Origin of the sequence: Streptomyces sp. SolWspMP-5a-2 (assembly GCF_900091845.1) — a bacterium.
Taxonomy (GTDB): Bacteria; Actinomycetota; Actinomycetes; order Streptomycetales; family Streptomycetaceae; genus Streptomyces; species Streptomyces doudnae.
In genome coordinates this window covers 1-19,907 of the sequence record NZ_FMCI01000300.1, presented here as the reverse complement: position 1 = coordinate 19,907, position 19,907 = coordinate 1, and the positions used below count along the sequence as shown (strand labels likewise).

Sequence of the window (19,907 nt, the reverse complement as noted above, 5' to 3'; positions counted from 1 at the left end):
CGAAGGGATCAGCACATGCACAGGACCGTCAGAGGCATGCCCGCCGCACTGGTCGTCGCCCTCTCCGCCGGCCTGCTCACCGCCACCGCCCCCGCGGCCCACGCGGCGGTCGGCGCCACCCTGCCCTTCACCTCCGTCGAGGCGGAGTCCGCGACCACCACCGGCACCCGGATCGGCCCCGACCACACCCAGGGCAGCCTCGCCTCCGAGGCGTCGGGCCGCCAGGCGGTCAGGCTGACTTCCGGCCAGCGCGTCGAGTTCACCGTGCCCCGCGCCGCCAACGCGGTGAACGTCTCCTACAGCGTCCCGGACGGCCAGTCCGGCTCGCTCGACGTGTACGTCAACGGCCAGCGGATCGCCAGGACCCTCGCCGTCACCTCCCGGTACTCCTACGTCGACACCGGCTGGATCGCGGGTTCCAGAACCCACCACTTCTTCGACAACGCCCGCCTGCTGCTCGGCCAGAACGTGCAGGCGGGCGACAAGGTCGCCTTCCAGTCGACCGGCACCCAGGTCACCGTCGACGTCGCCGACTTCGAGCAGGTCGCCGCGGCGTCCGCGCAGCCCGCCGGATCGGTCTCGGTCACCTCCAAGGGCGCCGACCCGAGCGGCGCAGGGGACTCCACCCAGGCCTTCCGCGACGCGATCGCCGCCGCCCGGGGCGGGGTGGTGTGGATACCGCCGGGCGAGTACCGGCTGACCTCCTCGCTCAGCGGGGTGCAGAACGTGACGCTCCAGGGCGCGGGCAACTGGTGGTCCGTGCTGCGCACCTCCCGCTTCATCGACCAGAGCAGCTCGGCGGGCAGCGTCCGCATCAAGGACTTCGCGGTCATCGGCGATGTCACCGAACGGGTCGACTCCAGCCCCGACAACTTCGTCAACGGGAGCCTGGGACCGAACAGTTCGGTTTCCGGCATGTGGATCCAGCACCTGAAGGTCGGCCTCTGGCTGACCGGCAACAACGACAACCTGGTCGTCGAGAACAACCGCATCCTCGACACCACCGCCGACGGCCTCAACCTCAACGGCAACGCGCGCGGCGTCCGGGTCAGCAACAACTTCCTGCGCAACCAGGGCGACGACTCCCTCGCCATGTGGTCGCTGTACGCGGCCGACACCGACAGCAGCTTCGTCAACAACACCGTCTCGCAGCCCAACCTCGCCAACGGCATCGCGATATACGGCGGCACGAACATCACCGTCAGGAACAACCTGGTCTCCGACACCAACGCCCTCGGCAGCGGCATCGCCGTCTCCAACCAGAAGTTCGCCGACCCGTTCTCCCCGCTCGCCGGGACCATCACGGTCGACGGCAACACCCTGGTGCGCACCGGCGCGATCAACCCCAACTGGGGCCATCCGATGGGCGCCCTGCGCGTCGACTCCTACGACAGCGCCATCGACGCCACCGTCTCCGTCACCAACACGACGATCATCGACAGCCCCTACAGCGCCTTCGAGTTCGTCTCCGGCGGAGGCCAGGGCCGCCCGGTCCGCAACGTCACCGTGGACGGCGCGACCGTGCGCAACACCGGGACCGTCGTCGTCCAGGCCGAGACCCAGGGAGCCGCCACCCTGCGCAACGTCACCGCCACCTCGGTCGGCGCCGCGGGCGTCTACAACTGCCCCTACCCGAGCGGCACCTTCACGCTCACCGACGGCGGCGGCAACTCTGGCTGGAACAGCACCTGGTCGAACTGCTCGGCCTGGCCGCAGCCGGGCCAGAGCAACCCCGACCCGGACCCGGCCCGCAACCTCGCCAAGGGCCGCACGGCGACCGCGACCGGCTCGCAGGACGTCTACACACCGGGCAGGGCGGTCGACGGGGACGCCACCTCCTACTGGGAGTCCGCCAACAACGCCTTCCCGCAGGCCCTGACGGTCGACCTCGGCTCCTCCTACGCGGTGCGCCGGCTGGTCCTGAAGCTGCCCCCGGCCGCGGCCTGGGGCGCCCGCACCCAGACCGTCACCGTCCTCGGCAGCACCGACGGCTCGTCCTGGTCGACCGCGGTCGGCGCCACCGGCTACCGGTTCGACCCGGCCACCGGCAACACCGCCACCGTCGCCCTGCCCGCGAGCACCGACCTGCGGTACCTGCGCCTCTCGGTGAGCGCCAACACCGCGTGGCCCGCCGCCCAGTTCAGTGAGGTGGAGGCCTACCTGACACCGTGAGCGGTCCGGTCCGTCCCCGCGCGCCGGTCCGTGTCGAACGGAGGTCCCGGCGCGCGGTGGCGTGCCGGGCGGCCGGAAAGCGGTGAATGGCCGAGAAGCCCCGGGACGCCGTCCGGCGGGACGGTGGTCCGGACCGTCCGGTACGCGCCAATATCATCCGCGCCCTCCCGGCGGGGCCCGGCGGCCCGGGGCGGATCCCGCCGTACGGGTGCGCGTCGGTCACGTGCGCATATGGCCGCCCTTTCAGGCCTTCATCGTTTCATCGCACGACCTTTACGATGTACACACTTTCGGTCACGTGGCGTGGTGAACATGTCACGGAGGGGAGACGGCCGGGTCTGCCGCTGCCTAGCCTCCCGGCCATGCGATCACCCCTGATGAGACGTCTCGGCGTCGGTGCGGTCCTGGCCCTCGCCCTGTTCGGCACGGCCCCGACCGCGAGCGCGGTCGACCCGGCCCCGGCCGAGCTGACCTTCGCGACCGACACCGCCACCACCACGCCCGGCGGCACGGTGAACCTGTCGATGACGATCACCAACCACAAGACCTACGACATCTGGTTCGTCTACCAGACCATCGACCCGACGTACCTCACCACCCAGCGCCCCGACCTGAAGTACTCCTTCACCGGGTGCAGCCTCGCCACCGCGACCGGCTCCACCCCGTGCTCCGGCACCGGTCCCGCCAACCTCGGCGGCAACTACGGCACGACCGTCCCGCCCGGTCAGAGCCGCACCGTCACCCTCGCGCTCACCGTCGCCGCCGACTCCGGCTGCAACGGGAACATCGGCTTCTACTCGTACTTCTACGCCGAGTTCAGCGACTCCACGAACCTCAGCGGCGGCCCGGTCTACACCCCCGAGACCCGCGTCCTCTGCGCCTGACGGACCACCCGTGACGGGCCTCGGCCGCACGGCGGTTGACCTGAAATGATGCATGAGCCGCTGATCGTCGCGGTACGCGCCTCCGATGCTCCCGCCGGCGGGCCCCACGGGTCCGCCGGTGCGCCGTCCTGGCCCCGGACCAGCGGACGGACGCGCCAGGACATCGTGTGACGTGCCATGCCCCGGAGGGAAAAATCAGCAATTCGGTTCCCCCGAAGCCCCGTTGGACACCTGCTCTTTTCCGTCATGTTTCGCGACATGACCATGAAAGCTACACACAGCCACCACAATGTGACCCGACGGATGTGTCGACGACTGGCTTCTGAGGGGGCGCCGGCGTCGCACCAGGGGGTGCGTCCGCTCTGCGGAGCCATGCTCACCCCTGCCCGGGGAGGGGACTTCACCGCATGAAGCGGACCATACGCACCGCCGTGCTCACGGCGGGCGCGCTGATCGCCGCGCTGGGCCTGCCGGCCGGCACGGCCCACGCCGACACCGCACCCAGAGTCGACCTGCGGGTCCTCGTGGTGAGCGACGGCGGCCCGTCGACCGACGCGATAGCCGCCGAACTCGGCGCCGCCGGAACCCCGTTCACCAGGATCGACCTCACCCAGGCCGGTCGGCAGACCATCGACGCCGGGTTCCTCGCGGACACCGTGGGCGGCCGGCCCCGCGCCAAGTTCCAGGCCGTCGTCCTGCCCAACGACAATCCCTTCCCCGCCGGTTCGGCCGAGATGGCGGCCCTCGCCGCGTACGAGCAGGCCTACTCCGTGCCGCAGGTCGACGCCTACACCTACGCGCGTCCCGAGGCCGGACTCCAGTACCCCGTCTACGGCGGCTACTCCGGCAGCCTCGACGGCGCGCAGGCCGACGTGACCGCCGCGGGCAAGGCCGGGCCCTTCGGGTACCTCAAGGGAAGCGTCCCGTTCGAGGACAACGACCCCGCTGTCGGCGAGAGTTACGCCTACCTGTCGCAGCCGGTGGCCGGCGCCGACTTCACCCCCTACGTCGAGGCGGCGATCCCGGGGCAGACCACCAAGGGCTCCCTGGTCGGCGAGTACCGCCACGACGGACGCCGCGAACTCGTCGTCACCTTCGTCTACAACCAGTACCAGGAGCAGTTCCGGCTGCTGGCCCGGGGCATCGTCGAGTGGATGACCGGCGGCGTGCACCTCGGCGCCTCCCGCAACTACTTCGCCGTCCACGTGGACGACGTCTTCGCCGCCGACGACCGCTGGAACAGCGACCTCAACTGCACCCCGGGCGACGTCGACTGCACCGACCCGAACGCCACCCCCGACCCGATCCGGATGACCCCCGCCGACGTGGACCACGCCGTCGCCTGGGAGCAGAGCAAGAACTTCACCCTCGACTTCGCCTACAACGCCGTGGGCACCGTCGACCAGCGCGCGGAGAACAACGGCGTCGACCTGCTCGCCGACAGACTCATCGCCCAGCGCGCCAAGTTCCGCTGGATCAACCACACCTACACGCACACCTTCCTCGGCTGCGTCCAGGACACCGCCGTCGTCCCCTGGAAGTGCGCCACCAACGCGAACGGCTCCACCCAGTGGGTCGGCCGCGGCGAGATATCCGCCGAGATATCCAACAACCGCATCTGGGGCCAGGGCGTCGGACTCCCGCTGCAGAACGACGAGTTGGTCACCGGCGAGCACTCCGGCATGCGCGTCCTGCCGCAGCAGCCCGACGACAACCCCAACCTGGCGCCCGCCCTCGCCGACAACGGCGTCGCCTGGCTCGGCTCCGACAACTCCCGTGAGCCCGTCCAGCGTGCGGTCGGACAGGCCACCACCGTGCCCCGCTACCCGATGAACGTCTTCTACAACGCGGGCAAGGCCGCCGAGCAGGTCGACGAGTACAACTGGATCTACACCAGCCGCGCCCAGGGCGGCAGCGGCGTCTGCGAGGACAACCCCGCCACCACCACCTGCCTGTCCGCGCCGCTGAGCACCACCACCGGCTACGCCGACCACATCGTGCCGCTGGAGACCAGGATCGCCCTCGGCCACGTGCTGTCCAACGACCCCAGGCCGCACTTCATCCACCAGTCCAACCTCGCCGAGGAACGCATCGCCTACCCCGTCCTGGACGGCGTCCTCGACGGCTACCAGGACCTGTTCGCCACCAGCACCCCGGTGGTCAACCTGCGGATGAAGGACATCGGCACCGAGCTGAAGCGCCGCGCCGCCTGGAACACCGCCGTCCAGGCCGGGCAGATCACCGCCTACCGCATCGGCACCGCCGTCACCGTGAACGCGCCCTCCGGCCTCCAGGTCACCGCCACCCTGCCCACCGGGACCACCCGCAACGGCACGGCGTTCGGCACCGCCTACGCGGGCGCCGTCTCCGGCTGGACCGCCTCCACCGGCACCGCGATCACCCTGACCCTGCCCGCCTCCGCCGCGGCCCCGGCCCTCGCCCCGGCGAAGACCGCCCGGACCACCGCCCCGGCACCCCGCACCCGGGTCCCCGCCGGGGCGCGCGAGCACGTCCACGCCACCGCGGACAACTGAACGACGCTCCACACCAGGGACCGCCGCCCGCCGCGCCCGTGACCGCAGAGCCCGGTCACGGACGGCGCCCGGCCGCGGTCCGCGGTCCCGGCCGCCCACCAGGCGGCCGGGACCCGCACGACCACCCACACCTCGGCCGTGGAGCACAGACGATGTCCGTTCACCGCGGCGCGCGACGTACCCGAGCGACGCGCGTCACCCTGCTCACCGAAGGCACCTACCCGCACAGCCACGGCGGGGTCAGCGTCTGGTGCGACCAGCTCGTCCAGGGCATGCCCGACGTCGAGTTCGACGTCGTGGCCGTCACCGGCACCGGCCGCGAACCCGTCGTCTGGGACCTGCCCGCGCACGTCTCGGCCGTGCGGTCCGTCCCGATGTGGGGCGCGCCGCCCGCGGGCGCCCCGCCGCGCGGCCGGGCCCGCCGCCGACTCGCCGCCTCCTACGAGCAGTTCCTCACCGCGCTGCTCGACCCGCGGGCCGAGGACGGCTTCGCCCCCGCCCTCTACGCCCTGGCCCGCGCCGCCGCCGACCGGACCCTGAGCCCGTTCCTCCGCTCCGACCAGGCCATCACCGTGCTGACCGGACTGTGGAACCGGCCCGGACTCGCCGTGCGCGAGGCCGGACCCACCCTGCACGACGCGCTCACCGCCACCGCCTTGCTCGAACACGCCCTGCGCCCGCTCGCCACCCCGCCGCCCGAGACCGGGGTGGCCCACGCGGTCAGCGGGGGCGTCGCCGCCCTGCCGGGACTCGCCGCCCTCGAACGGCACGGCGTGCCCCTGCTGCTCACCGAGCACGGCGTCTACCTGCGCGAGCGCTACCTCGGCTACCGCACCGCGCCCTACCGCTGGCCCGTCAAGGCCGTCGTCCTCGGCTTCTTCCGGCTGCTCGCCGGGGAGACCTACCGCCGGGCCGCCCTGATCACCCCGGGCAACCGCTACAACCGGCTCTGGGAGGAGGAGGGGGGCGCCGCCCCCGAGGCCATCCGCACCGTCTACAACGGCGTCGACCCGGCCGCGTTCCCCGCCGCCGGGCCCGAACCGGACACCCCCGTGCTCAGCTGGGCCGGACGGGTCGACCCGATCAAGGACCTGGAGACCCTGATCCGCGCCTTCGCCCTGGTCCGCGACCGCCTCCCGGACGCCCGACTGCGGCTGTTCGGGGGCACCCCGCGCGGCGGCGAGGGCTACCGGGACCGCTGCGAGGCGCTCGCCGCGCACCTCGGCCACGCCGACGCCGTCACCTTCGAGGGCCGGGTCGACGACATCAAGGACGCCTACGCGGCCGGGAACGTCGTGATGCTCTCCAGCATCAGCGAGGGCTTCCCCTTCACCCTGATCGAGGCCATGTCGTGCGGACGGGCCACCGTCTCCACCGACGTCGGCGGCGTCCGGGAGGCGGTCGGCGACACCGGACTCGTCGTCCCGCCGCGCGACCCGGACGCGATGGCCGCCGCGGCCCTCGACCTGCTCGCCGACGCCGCGCGCCGCAGGGCCATGGGCGAGGCGGCCAGGCTCCGGGTGATCGAGCAGTTCACCCTGCGCCAGACCATCGACACCTTCCGTGCCATCTACCACGAACTGCCCCACCTCACCCCGGAGCGCAGAACCGTGCCCGTACCGGCACCGCTGCCCGCCGCGACCGTCACCGGCACCGGGAGCCTCGCGCTGTGAGCGGACCGATGTCCCTGGAGCCGGGCGGCGCCGAACAGGACACCCTCGCCCTGCGGCTGGCCGACACCAGGCCGCCCCGCCGCCGTCCCGGCTGGGCCCGCGGCGCCCTCGACGACGCCACGCTCGCCATCCGGCTGCCCCGGCACGGCCCCGACGAGGCGGCGGTCAGCGAACTCGCCGCCGAACTCGCCGACCGCGTCGGCCCCGCCGTCCACCCCTACGAGGTCGCCGCGCTCCTGGAGGCCGAAGGGCTCTCCGCCTCCCAGATCAAGGAGCGCTACGGCCACCCCACCCTCTTCTCGCTCGCCGCCGCCCTCTACGACCGGGTCCCGCGCACCTTCCCGCAGCCCGCGCCCGCCCCCGACCCCTGGCGCCCCGACACCGTGCGCTGCCTGCTGCGCGGGGTGCTGTTCGCGCTGCCGGGACTCGCCTACCTGCTCACCGCGCCCCTGTGGAACGCCGCCGGACACACCCGCGCGCTGATCGTCGCGGGCCTCGTCTCCTGGGCCTGGGGCCAGGCCCTCGGCCACCGCGCCCACCTGCGGATGGCCACCGGACGCCGGGAGGCGGGCCGCACCCTGCTCGCCGGGGCCCCCGTCGGAGCCGTCCTCGCGACGACCGCCGCCGCCCTCACCACCGGCGGCGGCCCGGTGACCCTGGTCGCCGCCGCCCAGTCCGCCTACCTCGCCGCGGCCGGCGTCCTGCTGGTGCTGGCCCGCGAACGGCTCCTGCTGGCCGCGCTCACCCCGCTGATCGCGGGCGCCGCCGCCCTGCCCTGGTGGGACCCCGGCACCCCGACCAGGGCCGGACTCCCGCTGCTCGCCCTGCTCGCCACCCTCGTCGTCACCGCCCTGGTCCTGCGCACGACGCTGGCCGCCGAACCCGTCACCGGCGCCGCCCGGCCCCGCCCGCTGCGGTCCCTGCCCTACGGCCTCTTCGGGCTCGCCGCCGGGGCGATGGTGCTGCTGGAAGGGCGCCAGGAGCCGTACGCGGTGATCGTGCTGACGGTCTCCATGGGACCCGCCGAATGGCTGCTCTACCGCTACCGGGGCCTGTCCGTCGCCGCGCTGCGCGCCACCGCCACCCCCGCCGCGTTCCTGCTCCGCTCGGCCGCGGTCCTCGCCCTCTGCCTGACCGCCTACCTGCTGCCGCTGCTGCCCGCGGCCCTGCTCACCGGCGCCGAACCCGCCGCCCTACTGCCGCTCGCCGCCACCCTGTGGACCGCCCTGCTGCTCCAGGCGTTCGGCGTGGCCTGGCCCTCCGCCGTCGTCAGCCTCACCGCGGCGGCCTGCGCCACCGGCGCACCGCTCCTCGGCCTGGCGGGCGCCACCACCGCCCTGGCCGTGAGCTGCGGCGCCGCCTCCCTCTGCCTGGCGGGGTGCGCGCTGTGGCTGCTCGGCCGTCCCGCCCCGCACGCCTGACCGCGGCCGCCACCGCGCCCACCCGTACGCCCACGCACAACCGACCGGAAGGACACCGCAGTTGACCTCCGCACCGCTCGCCGCCGTCACCGGGGCCGAGGGCTTCATCGGCTCCCACCTCACCGAGGCCCTCGTCGCCTCCGGCCATCGGGTCAGGGCCATGGCCCAGTACAACTCCTTCTCCTCCTACGGGTGGTTGGAGTCCCTGCACCCGGACGTCCTCGACCAGGTGGAGATCGTCCTCGGTGACGTCCGCGACCCCGGGTCGGTCCGCGGCCTCCTCGAAGGCGCCGACACCGCCTACCACTTGGCCGCCCTGATCGCGATCCCGTACTCGTACCAGGCCCCGCACAGCTACGTGGACACCAACATCACCGGCACCCTCAACGTCCTCGAAGCCGTCCGCGCCCTCGGCACACCCCGGCTGGTGCACACCTCCACCAGCGAGACCTACGGCACCGCGCGGACCGTGCCCATCACCGAGGACCACCCCATCAACACCCAGTCCCCGTACGCCGCCTCCAAGGCCGGCGGGGACCGGCTCGCCGACAGCTACCACGCCAGCTTCGAGACGCCCGTGGTCACCCTGCGGCCCTTCAACACCTTCGGACCGCGCCAGTCCATGCGCGCCGTGATCCCCACCGTCATCGGCCAGGTCGCCGCGGGGGAGCGCACCCTCACCCTCGGCGACCTGCGCCCCACCCGCGACTTCACGTTCGTCAAGGACACCGCGCGCGCCTTCCTCGCCGTGGGCACCGCGCCCGCCGAACGGGTCGTCGGCCGCACCTTCAACGCCGGGACCGGCGGCGAGATCTCGGTCGGCGACCTGGTCGCGCTGATCGGCAAGGTCATGGACACCGCCCTCGACGTCCGCGCGGACGAGGCCCGCATCCGGCCCGCCGCCTCCGAGGTGATGCGCCTGGTCGCCGACGCGAGCAGGCTCACCGCCGCCACCGGCTGGCAGCCCGCGCACACCCTGGAGGAAGGACTCGCGCACACCGTCGCGTTCTTCCGCGACCCGGCCAACCTCGCCCGCTACAAGACCGGCATCTACAACATCTGACCCGCCCGGCACGTCCGCGCACCTCTGCGCGCGTCTGCGCACGTCAACGAAGGAGGAGCCCCATGCACGCAGTCATCCTGGCCGGAGGCAAGGGCGTCCGGCTGCGGCCGTACACCACGGCGCTGCCCAAGCCGCTCGTCCCCATCGGCGACCAGCACGCCATCCTGGAGATCGTGCTGCGGCAGCTCTCCGCCGCCGGTTTCACCAGCTGCACCCTGGCGATCGGGCACCTCGGCGAGATCATCCGCGCCTACGTCGGCGACGGCTCCCAGTGGGGCCTGGCCGTCGACTACGCCACCGAGGAGAGCCCCCTGGGCACCATGGGCCCCCTGCTCAACCTGCGCCACCGGCTGCCCGACACCTTCCTGGTCATGAACGGCGACGTCCTCACCGACCTCGACTACGCCGACGTCCTGCGGCGCCACAGATCCTCCGGCGCCCCGCTCACCATCGCCACCTACGCCCGCAAGGTGCACATCGACTTCGGGGTACTGACCACCACCGACAGCAAGGTCGTCGCCTTCACCGAGAAGCCCAGCGTCGACTACCGCGTCTCGATGGGCGTCTACGGACTCTCCCGCGCCACCCTTGAGGAGTACACGCCCGGACTGCCCCTCGGATTCGACGAGTTGGTCCTCGACCTGCTCGCCGCCCGGACCCCGCCGCACGCCTACGACTTCGACGGGTACTGGCTCGACATCGGCCGCCCCGACGACTACGACCGGGCCAACGCCGAGTTCACCACCCGCAAGTCGCTTCTGCTCAAGGGAGCCTGAGCACCCCATGCGCATTCTCGTCCTGGGTTCCACCGGCTACCTGGGCGGCCATGTCGCCGAGCACCTGCGCGCCCTGCCCGGCGCGCGGGTGCTCGGCGCGGGCCGCTCGGCCGGTGCCGAACACCGCGTCGACCTCGCCACCGTACGGCCGGAACGGCTGGCGAAGACCCTGGCCTCGGCCGCGCCCGACGCCGTCGTCAACTGCGCGGGCGCCACCGGCGGCGACCCCGTCACCCTCGCCGAGGCCAACGCGCGCGGCCCCGCGGTGCTGTGCGCGGCCCTCCGCGACGCGGCCCCGGCCGCCCGCCTGGTCCACCTGGGCTCGGCCGCCGAGTACGGCCCCGGAGTCCAGGACACCTACGTCACCGAGACGGCGCCCACCAGCCCGGTGGGCCCGTACGGCGCGACCAAGCTCGCGGGCACGGCCGCCGTCACCGCCTCCGGCCTGGACGCCGTGGTGCTGCGGGTCGGCAACCCCGTCGGACACGGCGCACCGGCCGCGGGACTGCCCGGCAGGGTCGCCGCGCTGCTGCGGGACGCGGGGGCCGACCCCGGGGCCGTGCTGCGCCTCGGCGACCTCTCCGCACACCGCGACTTCGTCGACGTCCGCGACCTGGCCGACGCGGTGCGCCGCACCGTCACCGCCCCCGGACCGCTGCCGCCCGTCCTCAACATCGGGGGCGGCGCCGCGGTCCCGGTGCGCGAGGTGGTGCACGGCCTGGCCCGGCACGCCGGGTTCCGGGGCCGGATCGAGGAGAGCGCCGACGACCGGGCGGGCTCGGTACGCTCCGCTCGGGTCTCCTGGCAGTGCTCCGACATCACCGCCGCGCGCGAGGCCCTCGGCTGGCGCCCGGCGCACACCCTGGACGACGCGCTGGCCGCCCTCTGGGAAGGCGGCGGCACCCCGTGAACCTGCTCGTCCCGCTCTACGTCCATCCGGCCGAGGACCCGGGCGCCTGGCACCGCCTGATCTCCGCGGCGACCCGCACCTACGGCGTCGTCCTCAACCCGGCCGACGGCCCGGGGGAGCGGCCCGACCCCGCGTTCACCGCGGCGGCCTCGGCGCTGCGCGCGGCGGGCGCCCGCCTCCTCGGCTACGTCGACACCGACTACGGCATGCGCGCGACCGCCGACATCACCGAGGACCTGCGCCGCCACCGCGAGTGGTACGCGGCCGACGGCTGCTTCCTCGACCGGGTGACGGCGACCCCGCAGGCGCTGCCCGCCTGCCGCCGCCTGGTGCGCGCCGTGCGCCGCTCGGGCACCGCGACGGTCGTCCTCAACCCCGGGGTGCACCCGGCCGCCGGGTACGCCCGCATCGCCGACCTGACCGTCACCTTCGAGGGCCACTGGTCGACGTACGTCTCCGCCTTCAGCAGGCCCGACTGGACGGTGCGGCAGCCGCCCGAGCGGCTCTGCCACCTGGTGTACGGGGTGCCCGAGGCGCTCGTCCCGCTCGCGGTGCGCACCGCGCACGAGCGCGGCGCGGCCGTCTGCGGCCCGGTCACCGGTGAACCCCCCAACCCCTGGGCCGCGTTGACGCCCGCCCTGACGGGAGCCGAACGATGAGGACGAGGCCGGGGACGCTGGCCACCCTGCTGCTGGCCGCCGCGCTCCTCGCCGGATGCGCGCGCACCGAGGGCCGGACGGCACCGCCGGAACCCGCCGACCGGCGCTGGCGGCCCGCCCCCGGCCTGGCCTGGCAGTGGCAACTCGACGGAAGGGTCACGCCGTCGGCGGACGTGCCCGTCTACGACATCGACGGCTTCGAGAACTCCCGGGACGACGTCGCCCGGCTGCACCGCGACGGCCGCAAGGTCATCTGCTACATCAATGTCGGCGCCTGGGAGAGGTTCCGCCCCGACCAGGCCGACTTCCCGGCCTCCGTGCTCGGCCGGACCAACGGCTGGGAGGGCGAACGCTGGCTCGACATCCGGCGGTTGGACGTGCTGCGCCCGATCATGGAGCGCCGGTTCGACATGTGCAGGGAGAAGGGCTTCGACGCCGTCGAACCCGACCTCGTCGAGGGCTACGGCAACGACACCGGGTTCCCGCTCACCGCAGGCGACCAGCTCAGGTTCAACCGGATGATCGCCGACCTCGCCCACCGGCGCGGCCTCTCCGTCGGGCTGAAGAACGACCTCCCGCAGATCCCGCAGCTCCTGGCGCACTTCGACTTCGCCGTCAACGAGGAGTGCGCCCAGTACGGCGAGTGCGCCCGGCTCACCCCGTTCATCGAGGCGGGCAAGGCGGTCTTCCACGTCGAGTACAAGGAGAAGAACAGCGCGTTCTGCGCCGAGTCCCGCAGGCTCGGCCTCTCCTCCATGCGCAAGCGGCTGGACCTAGACGTCTGGCGGCAGCCCTGCTGACGGACCCGTGGGCGGGGGAGTGCGGCGCCAGGTCACCTGCACCTGGAGGTGGCCCTGCGCGCCGGTGCGGGCGAGCACCGCGCCGACCTCCGCGTCGAGCTGGATGCCGAACTCCACGGTGATCTCGTCGGGCCGCTCGGGCAGGTCCCCCATCCGGCGCAGGGTCGCGGCGGCGGCCCTGCGCACGCCTTCGAGCGCCGACTCGAAGGAGCCGGTCGCCCGCGCCACCACGTCCGACGCGCCCGTCGCCTCCACCACACCGCTGTCGAAGGGGTCCATCCGCGCCACCACGGACCCGCCGTCCTCCAGCTCGAAACGCAGCAACTCCCCCACGAACGCGCCCCCGCCCCGCTCGACCGCCGTCCCGGACGCGTTCACTGTGCCCCGCGCCGGGCCCCGCGAACCCTCGCGCGCCGGGCGCCCGGAGGCCCGAACACCCCGCGTGGACGGCCCAGTTCCGGCCCCGGTGGCTGCCGGGTGCCCTTTCGGTGACGCAATCGAGGGGTCAGTATGAGGGGGAGCCCGCGGATGCGAGGCGACCTCTCCAACGCGCCGACTAGGGGGCAGCGGGACGTGACGACTACTGCGACCGAGTTCGAGTCCGATCTGGTCGATCTCAGCCGATGCGGGCTCCACGAGGTGATGACCCTCCACGACCCGCTGTTCGTGGACGCGCTGGACGTCCTGGTGCGGCATCTCGGCGAGCGGCCGACGTTCCAGAGCAACAGCGGAGCAGGCAACAGCCCGTACCTGGCCGCGGACTGCGACGGCGCCGAGCACTAGCCCGGGATGACCGAGCCGCATGCCCGCACCCGGACCGTGCTGGGGCGTCATCGCACGCCCGCGACCGATCTGGACGACCTGGCCGCAGGCCGCGTCACCCCCGGCGCCGCCCGCCGTCTGTGGGCCGTGGAGCGCAGCCGCAGGCTGCTGATGCTGCGCGCGGTCACGGACCTCGCCCGCCGCCGCGCCCCGGCCGCGCCGCTGCCCCCCGACGCCGCGATGGACCTGCTGCTGCGCGTCGACCGGGTCCGCCCCGACGTCGTCGCCGACCTGCTGGAACACCCCGGTACCGGTGTCTGGGCCGTCCGCGCCCTGGAGCGGCTGAACTCCGCCGAGCGGCCCCGCGCGCCGGCGCCGCCGCTGTGGGCCGAGGTCGGGTACCTGCACTGCCTGGCCGCCGCGGGGGCGCTGCGCTCCGGCATCGAAGGAACGATTCGCTTACCGGTGCACGGCACCCTGGTCGCCTTCCCCACCCTGGGCCGCGTCCGCCTCCCCGGCACCGCGCTGCCGGGACCGCCCGCCGTCGTCACCCTGCGCGTCCCGGCCGCGGGCGCGGGCCCCGCGCTGCTGCTCACCGGGGAGCTGCCGCTCGCGCTCCCCGCTGATCTGCGCCGGGCGCGCGGCCCCTGGGAACCGTCCCGCCGGATCGCCTGGAGCCCCCGGCCGCAGGACCCGCCGCTCACCCTGGAGGACGCCGACCCCTACCGCGACTTCAGGACCGCGCTCCCGCCCGCCACCGCGCCCCCGCTCACCGGCCCCGAGACCCGGGACTGGCACCTGCTGCTGCGCGCGGCCGGTGACCTCCTGCGCGAACGGCACCCGGAGGCGGCCGGGATGCTCGCCCGTACCCTGCGGGTCCTGGTGCCGCTGCCCACCGCGCCCCGCTTCCGCACCGCGAGCGCCTCCTACGAGGAGGCCGTCGGCAGCGCCCTGCTCTCGCTGCCCCCGACCCCGCAGGACCTCGCCGTCACCCTGGTGCACGAGGCCCGGCACTCGGTGCTCAACGGCCTGCTCCACCAACTCGCCCTGCACAGCGGGGAGGAGGAGCTGCTGCTGTACGCGCCGTGGCGCGGCGATCCGCGCCCGCTCTCCGGACTCCTGCACGGCGCCTACGCGTTCGCCGGGGTCGCCGACTTCTGGCGGGTCGAACGGCACGCGCTGCGCGGACCGGCGGCGGAACTGGCCCACTTCGAGTTCGCGGTGTGGCGCGCCGCGGTCGCCGAGACGCTCGCCACGCTGCTCGCCTCGCCCCGACTGACCACCGCCGGGCGGCTGTTCACCGGGCGGCTGGCGGCGCGGGCCGCGACCTGGGACCGGGAGACGGTGCCCGCCCGCCCCGGGGCGCTCGCCCGCGCCGAACTCGCCGACCTGCGCGCGGTGTGGCGGGTGCACCATCTGCGGCCCGACCCCGCCGGGACCGCCGCGCTGGCCGAGGCCCTGCGCTCCGGCGCCGACCCGCGCGCCGTCCCCGCGGTGCGGTCCGTGGTCAGCCCCGACCCGGGCGTCGTCGTCCCCGATCCGCGCAGCGAACTGCGCCGGGTGCTGCTGGCCGACCCCGACGCGCTGGAGCGGCAGGCCCGCCTCGCGACGTCCGCCACCCGGTCCGTGGCGCTGGCCGAGGCGGACGTCCTGCTGCTGCGCGGTGCGGCCCGGGAGGCGGCCGCGGCCTACCGGGCGGTGCTGGCCGACCGCCCCGAGGCGGTGTCCGCGTGGGCCGGTCTCGGCCTCGCCCTGCGCGACTGCGGCCCCCCGGCCGCCGCGGACGCCCTCCTGCGCCGCCCGGAACTGGTCAGAGCGCTCCACGCGCACGCCCCCGGCCCCGCCGACCCGGCCGCGACGGCCGCCTGGCTCGGCGGGACGACGGGAGGGGCGGGGTGACGCAGGCCGTCCGGCACGGCCGACGGGGCGAAGGGGCCGTCACCGGCCGGACGGGGGGCCATCCTGCCCGGGGCACGACGCGGGCGGGCGACGGCCGCCGTCCACTCGGCGGGACGGCGTGGTCCCGGTGACGGCGGCCGCTGTGCCCGGCGGGACGGCGCGGTCCCGATGACGACGGGCGACCTTCGGGACCGCCCCCCCGGGCCGCGCCACCCCGTGACGGGGACGGGTCCCGGCACGGGGACGGTCCGACGCTCCCGTCCTACAGCGGCATCGGGTCGATGTCGCAGTTGGCCACCTTGTGGGCCGCTGCCGCCGCCGTCGCCGGGTGGTCGTCGCCCAGGGTGCGGCCGTACCGGGTGACGGTGTCGGCGTGCAGGGCGTCGGCCTCCTCGGCGCGGCCGAGCAGCCGCAGTCCCGCCGCGAGGTTGACGGAGGCCGCGAGGGACGCCGGGTGGTCCTCGCCGAGCCGTCGGCGGCTGTGTTCGAGGGTGGCGGTGCTCAGCTCCACCGACGCCTGGACCTCGCCCAGTTCGTACAGGTCGGCGGCGAGGTTGGTGGCGCAGGCCAGGGTGTTGGGGTGGTCCTCGCCGACCGCCCCGGCGAGGGCCGCGAGCAGCCGTTCGTTGAGCTGCCGCGCCTCCTCCCCGCGCCCCAGCAGCCGCAGGCAGACCGCGTGGTTGACCTGCGCGCCCAGGGTGTGCGGGTGGTCGGCGCCGAACAGCCGCTGGTACCCGGCGCAGCCCTGCGCGCTGAGGTCGAGGGCGCGCGGGAGGTCGCCGCTGTGCCGGACGTCGACGGAGTGGGCGAGCAGCGCGGCCAGCGTGTCGGGGTAGTGGTCGCCGTAGCGGTTGCGGAACATCCGCAGCGCCTTCGCGGACAGCTCGATGGCCTCCGGGTGCCGCCCCGCCCGCCGTTCGGCGACCGCGAGGCCGCGGTAACCGGAGATCGTGGTGGGGTTCTTGACGCCGTAGTTGTACTCGTAGCGCCCGACCACGTCCTGCTGCTGGTCGCGCGCCTGCATGTACTCGCCCGCCTCCTGCCGGTCCACGACGACGCCCGCGAGGGTGCCGAGGGTCGACAGGGCGTTCTCGCCCAGCTCCTCCACCTTGCGGCGGTGGGTGTCCTGGTCCAGCTCCAGCGCCTCGCGGAAGTCGCCGGTCAGCCGCAGGTTCAGCGCCACCCGGTGGGCCACGATCAGGGTGGACAGGTCGTTGGGCCCGAACAGCCGCCTGCACGCGTCGAAGCACTGCCGGTCCAGGTCGGAGGCGGCGCCGAAGTCGCCGCGCATCCGCAGGTCCCAGGCGAGCATCCCGGTGATCTCCAGGGTCATCTCGTGCTCGGGGCCCAGGGATTCGGTCATCAGCTCCAGGGTGCGCTGGTCCAGCTCGTAGGCGACGCGGTAGTGGCCGAGGATGCGCAGCGCGTCGGTGTAGAGCTTCGCCGCCATCAGGACCGGCTCGGCACGCTCGCCGTCGACCGCGCGCCAGGTCTCGTACGCCTGCTTGGCGAGTTCGAGGGAGCCCTCGTGGTCGCCCCAGGTGAACATGTACTGGATCTCGTTCAGGACGAGTTGGCGCACCCACGGGTCGCCGGACTCCACCGCGTGGCTGCTGATCACGTGCGGCAGCAGCTCGCCGTACTGCTGCCACTGCCCGGAGTCGGAGGGGGCGCCGGGGTCGCCCTTGGCGAGCAGCCGGTGGGCGCCGTTGCGCATCTGCTCCTTGAGCGTGTCCGACATCTGGTTGATCAGGACGCGCTGGACCAGTCGGTGCAACTGGACGGTGTTGGTGGCGTGGTTGATGCGGGCGAGCGCGTACCGGTTGATCTCCCGGATGGCCCGGCCGAGCCGGATCGGGTCGCTCAGGGCGGCGGCCAGCTCGGGCGGCACCGGGGCGTCGCGGACGCCGGTGAGCAGCCGCCTGGAGATCGGCTCGGGCGCGAAGAAGGCGCAGACCTGGAGGAGTTGGAGGGCGGCGGGGTGGTTCTTCTGGAGCCGCTCCAGGGAGACGTTCCAGGCGGCGGCCACCGACAGCGGGTAGTCGGGGGGCGGGTCGCTGACCATCAGGTCGGCGGCCTGCCGCTCGAACAGGCGCAGGTACTCGTCGGCGGGCATACCGGTCTCGGAGAGCCAGACGGCGGCCTGCTCGATGCCGAGCGGCAGGTCGCCGAGCGTCTCCGCCAGCCGGTCGGCGGTGTCGTCGTCGAGGCTCGGGGCGCGGAGCTGGAGCAGCTCGCGGCTCTCCTCGCGGGCGAACACGTCGACCTCCAGCGGGCGGGCTGCGGTGGCCCACTGGGCATTGCGGGAAGTCACGAGAATGCGTCCTGGACCGTTGGTGGGGAAGAACTCGCGAACGGCTTCGGGAACCTCCGCGTTGTCGAAGACGAGGAGCCAGTTCTTGTACGGCTCGCCCGTCCGCAGCGCCTCGATGACGGCGGGGACGGCGGTGTTGGCCTCGCCGGTGCCGACGTCGAGTCCCAGCCGCCGCGCCAGTTCCACCAGCACCTGGCGGATCTGCTGGGACTGTTCGGAGGGAATCCACCAGACGACCTGGTACTCGTTCAGATGGCGGTACACGTACTCGACCGCGAGCTGCGACTTGCCGACCCCGCCCATGCCCTGGAGCGCCTCGGGGAGGACGGCGGTGGTGCCCTCCTGGAGCCGTCGGTGCAGGTCTTCGAGCAACTGTTCGCGTCCGGTGAAGGCGCGGTTCCGTGGGGGCACGTTGCCCCAGACGGGCGGCGGTTTCCGGGTCCCGTCCCCCCTTGTCGTCGCGGCATCGGACCGCACGCCCGTCACGGACACGTTCCCTCCATCGTCCTCGGGTGCTCCGGTCCCGTCCTCTCCCCGCGGGTCGGCCGGGGTCCCGCCGACGGTGCGGTCGGGGACCGGAGCGCTGGAATCTTCGCCCTGTGTATCACTGTTGTGACGCTGGGTCACAGTTGACGCTGGTGGTGGTGCCGGTTGCGCGTCGTGCCGCAGCCGCCGGTCCAGCAGGACCGCGGCGGCCGTGTGCCGCCCGTCCAGCGCGGTCAGCGCGGGCAGGACGGGGGTCAGCCAGGTCCGCACCCCCTCCAGCGGCAGCCGCGCGGCGCTCTCCGGATCGGCGACCAGGTCCCGCACCTGGCGCAGTACGCCCCCGGTGGCGCCCGGCACGGTGTCCGCCAGGTGGTCGAAGGCGAGCCGCAGCGCCCGCGCGGTCTCCCCGCGGGTCCCCTCGGCCAGCAGCTCCTGGCGCAGCCCCGCCGTCGCGAACTCCAGGTCGACCCGGGCGGGGCCCGGCACCTCGGGGGTGTCGGGGCCCGCGGCCGACGGCAGCAGCAGCCCGCTCACCAGCAGCTCGGCCAGATGCCACGGCCTGGCCTCCGGGAGCAGGGTGCGCCGCAGCAGTTGCAGGATCGTCAGGTTGAGCGGGCTGGCCGCCCCGAGCTGCGCCAAGTGGTATGCGGTCGGGCTGAGTTGGGCGCGCAGACGGCGGGCGTGGTCGGCGGCGGAGAGCGGGCGGGGCGGGGTCGGCGGCCGGGGCAGCGGCGGCGTCCCGGTGGAGACCGGCAGCACCCGCATCGCGTACTCGGCGGGCCGCTCGTGCCGCACCAGCCGCGCCCACTGCGCCACGGCGTCCGGCGTCAGCTCCAGCACCGGAACCGGCTGCCAGGGGGGTTGCCTGTCCTCGGGGAACCCGGGCAGCGCGAAGTCGTCCGGGCGGTGCCACCAGACGGCGTTGGCGGCGGCCGGGCCGGGACTGCGCAACCGGCTGCGCAGCGGCACCGTGGGCAGCCGCGCCCACAGATGCTCCGGCAGGGTGCTGACGACGGCCGTGGGCATCGTCGCGGCCCAGCGGGCGAGCCGGTGGTGGGCGCTGCCGTCCCGCCAGTGGTGCGCGTACATGTCGGTCACCACCAGCACCGCGCGGCGGCCGGGGCGGTCCGGGGCGACGGCCCGGCGCCCGCGGCCCGTCACGTCGTCCCAGCGGCACACCCGGACGTCGCGGAAGGCGCCCGAGCCGAGGAGCGTCGCCTCGAACTGCCGGACGGTGCGCGTCCACAGGCCCATCGACAGGCCGCTGTCGACGACCAGCGTCAGCGACAGCCAGCGCTCCGCGGCCGGGCGGAGGACGGGTAACCAACTGCCGTGCTCCGCGCGGGACTCGGCGGTCGCCTCCTCGTCGAGCAGCCGGACGCGCCCGGACGGCAGCCGCAGCCGCAGCGGACGCAGCGCCCGCTCGATCGGCCGCGCGCCCTCCAGGGCGGGAGGTCCGTACGCGCCGGACCGCACGGACCGCGCGAAGGCGCCGACCCGCACGGGCACCGGCGCTCCCGCCCGCTCCCGCGACGGCCCGCCCGCCGCACCGGA

The 19,907-nt window shown here is 74.2% G+C and carries 14 protein-coding genes; 12 read left to right on the top strand and 2 right to left on the bottom strand.

Features of this window, described 5'->3' with window-relative positions; all coding sequences use genetic code 11:
* Positions 1 to 36: 36 nt before the first annotated feature.
* The 10 genes from GA0115242_RS29610 (at position 37) to GA0115242_RS29565 (ending at position 12,892) form a co-directional block, all read left to right on the top strand.
* A complete protein-coding gene (locus GA0115242_RS29610) occupies positions 37 to 2,172 on the top strand; it encodes a galactose-binding domain-containing protein (RefSeq protein ID WP_370672331.1) in 2,136 nt (711 codons plus the stop codon).
* Between the two features lie 362 nt (positions 2,173 to 2,534).
* A complete protein-coding gene (locus GA0115242_RS29605; protein WP_093833870.1) occupies positions 2,535 to 3,056 on the top strand; it encodes a hypothetical protein in 522 nt (173 codons plus the stop codon).
* Between the two features lie 407 nt (positions 3,057 to 3,463).
* Complete coding sequence (locus GA0115242_RS29600; RefSeq protein ID WP_093833868.1) at positions 3,464 to 5,590, top strand: hypothetical protein; 2,127 nt, start codon at positions 3,464 to 3,466, stop codon at positions 5,588 to 5,590.
* A 152-nt stretch (positions 5,591 to 5,742) separates the two neighbouring features.
* Complete coding sequence (gene pelF / locus GA0115242_RS29595) at positions 5,743 to 7,263, top strand: GT4 family glycosyltransferase PelF (protein WP_093833866.1); 1,521 nt, start codon at positions 5,743 to 5,745, stop codon at positions 7,261 to 7,263.
* Positions 7,260 to 8,684, top strand: coding sequence for a hypothetical protein (locus tag GA0115242_RS29590; RefSeq protein WP_093833864.1), 1,425 nt, complete (start codon positions 7,260 to 7,262; stop codon positions 8,682 to 8,684). Before pelF ends, GA0115242_RS29590 begins: the two co-directional genes overlap by 4 nt.
* Positions 8,685 to 8,745: 61 nt before the next feature.
* Entirely contained in the window at positions 8,746 to 9,747 is a 1,002-nt protein-coding gene (locus GA0115242_RS29585) for a GDP-mannose 4,6-dehydratase (protein ID WP_093833862.1), read from the top strand.
* A gap of 62 nt (positions 9,748 to 9,809) precedes the next feature.
* The gene (locus GA0115242_RS29580) at positions 9,810 to 10,523 is read left to right on the top strand and encodes a nucleotidyltransferase family protein (protein ID WP_093833860.1); all 714 of its coding nucleotides are present in this window, start codon (positions 9,810 to 9,812) and stop codon (positions 10,521 to 10,523) included.
* 7 nt (positions 10,524 to 10,530) lie between these two features.
* Positions 10,531 to 11,433: an NAD-dependent epimerase/dehydratase family protein gene (locus tag GA0115242_RS29575; protein WP_093833858.1), complete on the top strand. Its 903-nt coding sequence runs from the start codon at positions 10,531 to 10,533 to the stop codon at positions 11,431 to 11,433.
* Entirely contained in the window at positions 11,430 to 12,092 is a 663-nt protein-coding gene (locus tag GA0115242_RS29570) for a spherulation-specific family 4 protein (RefSeq protein WP_093833856.1), read from the top strand. The genes GA0115242_RS29575 and GA0115242_RS29570 overlap by 4 nt, the downstream gene beginning before the upstream one ends.
* The gene (locus GA0115242_RS29565) at positions 12,089 to 12,892 is read left to right on the top strand and encodes an endo alpha-1,4 polygalactosaminidase (RefSeq protein ID WP_093833854.1); all 804 of its coding nucleotides are present in this window, start codon (positions 12,089 to 12,091) and stop codon (positions 12,890 to 12,892) included. Before GA0115242_RS29570 ends, GA0115242_RS29565 begins: the two co-directional genes overlap by 4 nt.
* On the opposite strand, the gene GA0115242_RS29560 is transcribed toward GA0115242_RS29565, so the two are convergent.
* Entirely contained in the window at positions 12,866 to 13,270 is a 405-nt protein-coding gene (locus GA0115242_RS29560; protein ID WP_093833852.1) for a CU044_2847 family protein, read from the bottom strand. The genes GA0115242_RS29565 and GA0115242_RS29560 overlap by 27 nt on opposite strands.
* Positions 13,271 to 13,465: 195 nt before the next feature.
* Between GA0115242_RS29560 and GA0115242_RS29555 the strand changes: the two genes are divergently transcribed.
* Together GA0115242_RS29555 and GA0115242_RS29550 are read left to right on the top strand one after the other, a co-directional pair.
* Entirely contained in the window at positions 13,466 to 13,675 is a 210-nt protein-coding gene (locus GA0115242_RS29555) for a hypothetical protein (RefSeq protein ID WP_141721802.1), read from the top strand.
* Between the two features lie 6 nt (positions 13,676 to 13,681).
* Positions 13,682 to 15,553, top strand: a complete 1,872-nt coding sequence (locus GA0115242_RS29550) for an HEXXH motif domain-containing protein (protein ID WP_093833848.1) — start codon at positions 13,682 to 13,684, stop codon at positions 15,551 to 15,553.
* Between the two features lie 262 nt (positions 15,554 to 15,815).
* Here GA0115242_RS29550 and fxsT read toward each other — a convergent pair whose 3' ends face one another.
* Positions 15,816 to 19,862, bottom strand: a complete 4,047-nt coding sequence (fxsT, locus tag GA0115242_RS29545) for an FxSxx-COOH system tetratricopeptide repeat protein (protein ID WP_093833846.1) — start codon at positions 19,860 to 19,862, stop codon at positions 15,816 to 15,818.
* Positions 19,863 to 19,907 lie beyond the last annotated feature (45 nt).

Coding starts and splice junctions, on each gene's coding strand:
- GA0115242_RS29610 (WP_370672331.1), top strand. CDS start 37: ATGCCCGCCGCACTGGTCGTCGCCCTCTCCGCCGGCCTGCTCACCGCC.
- GA0115242_RS29605 (WP_093833870.1), top strand. CDS start 2,535: ATGCGATCACCCCTGATGAGACGTCTCGGCGTCGGTGCGGTCCTGGCC.
- GA0115242_RS29600 (WP_093833868.1), top strand. CDS start 3,464: ATGAAGCGGACCATACGCACCGCCGTGCTCACGGCGGGCGCGCTGATC.
- pelF (WP_093833866.1), top strand. CDS start 5,743: ATGTCCGTTCACCGCGGCGCGCGACGTACCCGAGCGACGCGCGTCACC.
- GA0115242_RS29580 (WP_093833860.1), top strand. CDS start 9,810: ATGCACGCAGTCATCCTGGCCGGAGGCAAGGGCGTCCGGCTGCGGCCG.
- GA0115242_RS29575 (WP_093833858.1), top strand. CDS start 10,531: ATGCGCATTCTCGTCCTGGGTTCCACCGGCTACCTGGGCGGCCATGTC.
- GA0115242_RS29565 (WP_093833854.1), top strand. CDS start 12,089: ATGAGGACGAGGCCGGGGACGCTGGCCACCCTGCTGCTGGCCGCCGCG.
- GA0115242_RS29550 (WP_093833848.1), top strand. CDS start 13,682: ATGACCGAGCCGCATGCCCGCACCCGGACCGTGCTGGGGCGTCATCGC.